General features: G+C 71.3%; 7 protein-coding genes. 5 read left to right on the top strand and 2 right to left on the bottom strand.

What is annotated here, in order from left to right:
- Positions 1–111: 111 nt before the first annotated feature.
- Positions 112–366, bottom strand: a complete 255-nt coding sequence (locus ACWF94_RS34170) for a hypothetical protein (protein WP_453497628.1) — start codon at positions 364–366, stop codon at positions 112–114.
- A gap of 180 nt (positions 367–546) precedes the next feature.
- On the opposite strand from ACWF94_RS34170, the gene ACWF94_RS34165 reads away from it, so the two are divergent.
- Positions 547–1,803, top strand: coding sequence for a pyridoxal phosphate-dependent aminotransferase (locus tag ACWF94_RS34165; RefSeq protein WP_453497626.1), 1,257 nt, complete (start codon positions 547–549; stop codon positions 1,801–1,803).
- Positions 1,804–1,879: 76 nt separating this feature from the next.
- Here ACWF94_RS34165 and ACWF94_RS34160 read toward each other — a convergent pair whose 3' ends face one another.
- Entirely contained in the window at positions 1,880–2,125 is a 246-nt protein-coding gene (locus ACWF94_RS34160; protein WP_453497623.1) for a hypothetical protein, read from the bottom strand.
- Here ACWF94_RS34160 and ACWF94_RS34155 point away from each other — a divergent pair.
- From ACWF94_RS34155 to ACWF94_RS34140, 4 genes are all read left to right on the top strand, one after another.
- Entirely contained in the window at positions 2,109–2,531 is a 423-nt protein-coding gene (locus ACWF94_RS34155; RefSeq protein WP_453497620.1) for a hypothetical protein, read from the top strand. The two genes, ACWF94_RS34160 and ACWF94_RS34155, sit on opposite strands and share 17 nt — an antisense overlap.
- Before the next feature lie 114 nt (positions 2,532–2,645).
- Entirely contained in the window at positions 2,646–2,723 is a 78-nt protein-coding gene (locus tag ACWF94_RS34150; RefSeq protein ID WP_453497634.1) for a hypothetical protein, read from the top strand.
- Between the two features lie 48 nt (positions 2,724–2,771).
- Positions 2,772–2,918 (top strand): hypothetical protein, encoded by a 147-nt coding sequence (locus ACWF94_RS34145; RefSeq protein WP_453497617.1) that lies wholly within the window; start codon positions 2,772–2,774, stop codon positions 2,916–2,918.
- 641 nt (positions 2,919–3,559) lie between these two features.
- Positions 3,560–4,586: glycosyltransferase family 39 protein (locus ACWF94_RS34140; RefSeq protein WP_453497631.1), on the top strand; the 1,027-nt coding region annotated here is incomplete at its 3' end.

Below are 4,586 nucleotides of genomic sequence, written 5' to 3'. Positions count from 1 at the left end.
CCTCCCCGCCGGGCGCCTCCCCTCCCCCCTCGGCAGAACGGCGCCCGGCAAGCCCCTCCCGCCGGGCGCCCTTCGCGGTCGCGAACGCGGGTGCGGACCAGCTGCCCCGTGTCAGCTGCCTCCGCCACCGCATCCGCCACCGCCGCCACCACCGCATCCGCCGCCACTACTGCCACTGCCGGCATCGCAGGACGACGAGCCCCCGTCCCCGGACCACCAACTGCCGCCGTCGGACCCGCCGCCGGAGGCCCGCCGGCTCCGGGCCGGCTTCCTGGCCCCTTCGTTCCGCTGAGCGGCCACCACCAGGGCGACCACGGCCAGCACCACGGCCACGACGATCAGCAGAATCCAGATGAACGCGACCATCGCTCTCACCCCACCCTTCATCCCCCGGAAACACTTCCGGAGGTCCCCCGAAGCAGGCCCCCGCCCCGTTGCGTGGCCGTTCCCGGCCAGGCCGCTTCTTGTGTGAGTGGGGGATGCCCCCGGCCCGGACGCGCCAAAGCAGACTTGAGCAACTCCAGAGCTTCCGCCGAGGATGGCCCCATGGCCACCATGGATGTACCCGCGCCCGGACCGGCACCGCGACCCCGACCGCAGGTCCGGGAGGGGGCCGGTACGGGTGCCCCGGGGTCCCGGCCGCCTCTCAACCGCCGGCTCGCGGAGTTCGGCACGACGATCTTCGCCGAGATGTCGGCGCTGGCCGCCCGGACCGGTTCGATCAACCTCGGCCAGGGCTTCCCCGACACGGACGGCCCCGAGGAGATCCGCGAGGCGGCGGTACGGGCGCTGCGCGACGGCCGGGGCAACCAGTACCCGCCGGGTCCCGGCGTCCCCGAGCTGCGCACGGCGATCGCCGACCACCAGCGGACGCGGTACGGACTGGTCTGCGACCCCGACACCGACGTCCTGGTCACAGCGGGCGCGACCGAGGCCATCGCCGCCGCGCTGCTCGCGCTGGTCGAGCCGGGCGACGAGGTGATCGCGCTGGAGCCGTACTACGACTCGTACGCCGCCTGCGTCGCGATGGCGGGCGGCCGGCGCGTGCCCGTGACCCTGCGCCCCCGGGACGGCGCGTACCACCTCGATCTGGACGAACTGCGGGACGCGGTCACCGACCGCACCCGGCTGATCCTGCTGAACACCCCCCACAACCCGACCGGGACGGTGCTCACCCGCGAGGAGCTGTCCGCGATCGCCGCACTCGCCGTCGAACGGGATCTGCTGGTCGTCACGGACGAGGTGTACGAGCACCTGGTCTTCGACGGCGAGCACATCCCCATCGCCTCCTTCCCCGGCATGCGCGAGCGGACCGCCACGATCGGGTCGGCGGGCAAGACCTTCTCGTACACGGGCTGGAAAGTCGGCTGGGTCACCGGGCCCGCCGAACTGGTGGCGGCGGTCCGCTCGGCCAAGCAGTTCCTGACGTACGTCTCGGCCGGCCCCTTCCAGTACGCCGTCGCCGAGGCCCTCCGGCTGCCCCAGTCCTACCTCGACGGTCTTCGCGACGACCTGCGGACCAAACGGGACCTCCTGAGCGCGGGCCTCGCGGACGCCGGCTTCACCGTCTACCGCCCGGCCGGGACCTACTTCGTCACCACCGACATCCGGCCCCTGGGCGAGGACGACGGCTTCGCGTTCTGCCGCGCGCTGCCGGAGCGGTGCGGGGTGGTGGCCATCCCCAACGCGGTCTTCTACGACCACCGCGACGAGGGCGCCCCCTTCGTACGGTTCGCCTTCTGCAAGCGGCACGATGTGCTGGAAGAAGCGTCCAAGAGGCTGTCCACGCTGCGGAATCGCTGATCTCGGTATCCGTCCTTCCGGCCCCGACAAGTGGAAGGGTCCCATCGCTCCGGCGTACGGGAGCGACGGGACACCGCTAGGTCGTGTACTCCAGTTCCGTCATAGCCGCCTTCCGCACGATGGGAGTGAGTGCGGCCAGGTCGAGCCCCCGCAGATACTGGATCAGTCGTCCCCTGGTCTGGTCCAGGGGATTGGTGAGCCCGTCGCTGTGGATTGCTGAGGGGAGCAGCAGGCTTCGGAACTCCTCGTACTCGACGGCACCGGCCGTGAGCTGTTGGAACTCCCACTGGGCCGACGCCCGATCGGTGGCCGCATCCCTCACCCGGCACGGCAACACGGAGCCACTTCATGCCTTCATTCGTGACGGCATGGGGGATGAGACCGGCGAGATCGCCAACCTCAACTACTGGGCATACTGGCTCGGCATTGATCAACTCCCCCGAGCCGGCGACACATTCATGATGAATCGGTCACAAGAGTCCTGGGACGGCGTCACCCTCCTTCGTGCACTCGTCGACCGGCTCTCTCCTGAACTTGGCTGCATCGACCTGAACGCGCACAGTGTGTGGGCGCTTCTCACATCCCGCCGCGGCCTCCTCACTGCCGACCGTCAACTGAACCAGGCACTCGACAGTCGAGTGACCACCCTGTTGGACAGTGCAGCCGTCTCGCAGCAGACCAGGCGTGAACTGGAGTCGGTGCATTACGGTCTGACCTTGCACACCTGACCTGCCTGGAGGGGCCGAAATGGCGGATGCCAGCAGCACTGGCCACGACCACGGAACCGCGGGCTACCTGATGGAAATGGGTGCCCTCAAGCGCGGCAGCGCAGCGGCTGGTGGATCGCGGGCGTCAAGGACCCGGAGACGATCGCTGAACACTCCTGGCGCACTGCCGTGATTGGTTCTGTCTTGCGATGATGGAAGGAGCCGACCCGGCCTAGGTCGCCCTGCCGCACCATTCAGGGCGTGGAGTACCTCCAGCAGGGCTACCCGGCAGCCCAGGAATGGGTGGATTCCACCCGCGCGAAGCTGAAGACGCCGTCGGCACAGGCTTTGGCAGAGGCGGCAGTGGGAATGTCGATCGCTGAATGGCAGCGGACCTACCTCCGATAGCCCGTCGGCCGGGAGCCAGATCCCCGTCAAACGGCCGGGCTCCGTCAGACGGCCACGTCCGGTCGGTCGGGCCCCCGAACCCACGGCGGCACCGGGGTGGGAGACAGGCCATTCCGCCGCCTCTTCCACACCGCGCGGGGTGCGGTTGGCCTTGTCCGGGTCCTGACAGCCATGGTCGCGCCGACGACCTTGACCCCGGACGCACAGAAGATCTTCGAGGAGCGGCTTACTCACATCGCCGACCGTTCCCTGACCTGGCCCGGAGACCTGACCCCGCGAACGCCCCCGGACGGACACACCGATCCGGAGCGCGCACGGGCCCCGGCCGGAGGCCCTAGCTCCCCGGGCCGGGCCCTGTCACGGACGACACACCACACATCAGCCGACCGAGTGGGAACCCGTGCGCAACCGGCCCCCTCGGCTGGTCGGCGCTCGCCTGAACGGCGCGGGCCACTCATCGTCGGGTTGACCGAAGAACGGTGCGCGCCCGGAGGTGTCCCCTGACCGCCCCGACCACAGCCAACACGGCCGACATGGCCAGCATGGCCGACATGGCCGGTACGGCCGCCACGGCCGGCACAGCCACCGCAGGCGGCACGGCCGGCACAGTCACCGCGAGCGGCGCGGCGGACGCCCGGGTGCTGGGCCGGGGGCGGGACGCGCTGCGGCGGGCCGGGCCCGCGCTCGGGCTGTTCGCGGCGGCGCGGCTGACCGGGCTGCTGGTGATGGCCTGCTGGGCCTGGCACATCGGACGCTCGCCGCGCGGGATTCTCGCCAGGGCCTGGGACTCCGACTGGTACATGCTGATCGCCGAGCACGGGTACGGGCGCGTGCTGCACTGGCCGGACGGCGCGGTCCAGAGCGATCTGGCGTTCTTCCCGCTCTACCCGGGGCTCATCCGGGCGGGCACCACCCTGGTACCGGTGACCAGCGGGACCGTCGGTCTGCTGATCTCCTGGACCGCCGCCGGGGTGGCCGCCTGGGGCGTCTACGCGATCGGTGAGCGGCTGTACGGGCGGCGCGCGGCGACCGCACTGGTGCTGCTGTGGGGGCTGCTGCCGCACTCGATCGTGCTGTCCATGGCGTACACGGAACCGGTGCTGACCGCCTTCGCCGCCTGGTCGCTCTACGCCCTGCTCACCCGCCGCTGGCTGTGGGCGGGCGCGCTGGCCGCACTGGCGGGCCTCGCCCGGCCCAACGGCATCGCGGTGGCGGCGGCGGTGCTCGCGGTCGCCGGGTACGAAATCCTCAGGGCGCACCGGCGCGGGGAGCGCCCGGGGTGGCGGCTCGGGGCGGGTGCCGCGCTCGCCCCGGCCGGCTGGTGCGGCTATGTGCTGTACGTCGGGTTCCGTACGGGCGATCCGGTCGGCGGCTACTTCGCCGTACAGCGCGGCTGGACGTCGACCTTCGACTTCGGGGCGGGGGCGCTGCGGGTGGTGCGGGACATCGTGCTGCGGCCGACGCTGCTGTCGCTGGTGGTGGCCCTGGTGGTGGTGGCGGTTTCGCTGCTGCTGTTCGCGCTGTTCGCCCTGGACCGGCCGCCGGTGGCGCTGCTGGTCTACACGGGCGTGCTGGTGCTGATCACCGTCGGGGGCTCGGGGTTCTTCGAGTCGAAGCCGCGCTTTCTGCTGCCCGCGTTCCCGCTGCTGCTGCCGCTCGCGCGGGCGC

This window comes from Streptomyces sp. NPDC055078 (assembly GCF_053607985.1).
Note: the sequence above shows the minus strand (reverse complement) of the source record. Positions and strands in the feature narration are given on the sequence as shown.

Excerpts from the sequence above, each read along its gene's own strand:
- ACWF94_RS34170 (WP_453497628.1), bottom strand. The coding sequence starts at position 366 with ATGGTCGCGTTCATCTGGATTCTGCTGATCGTCGTGGCCGTGGTGCTG.
- ACWF94_RS34165 (WP_453497626.1), top strand. The coding sequence starts at position 547 with ATGGCCACCATGGATGTACCCGCGCCCGGACCGGCACCGCGACCCCGA.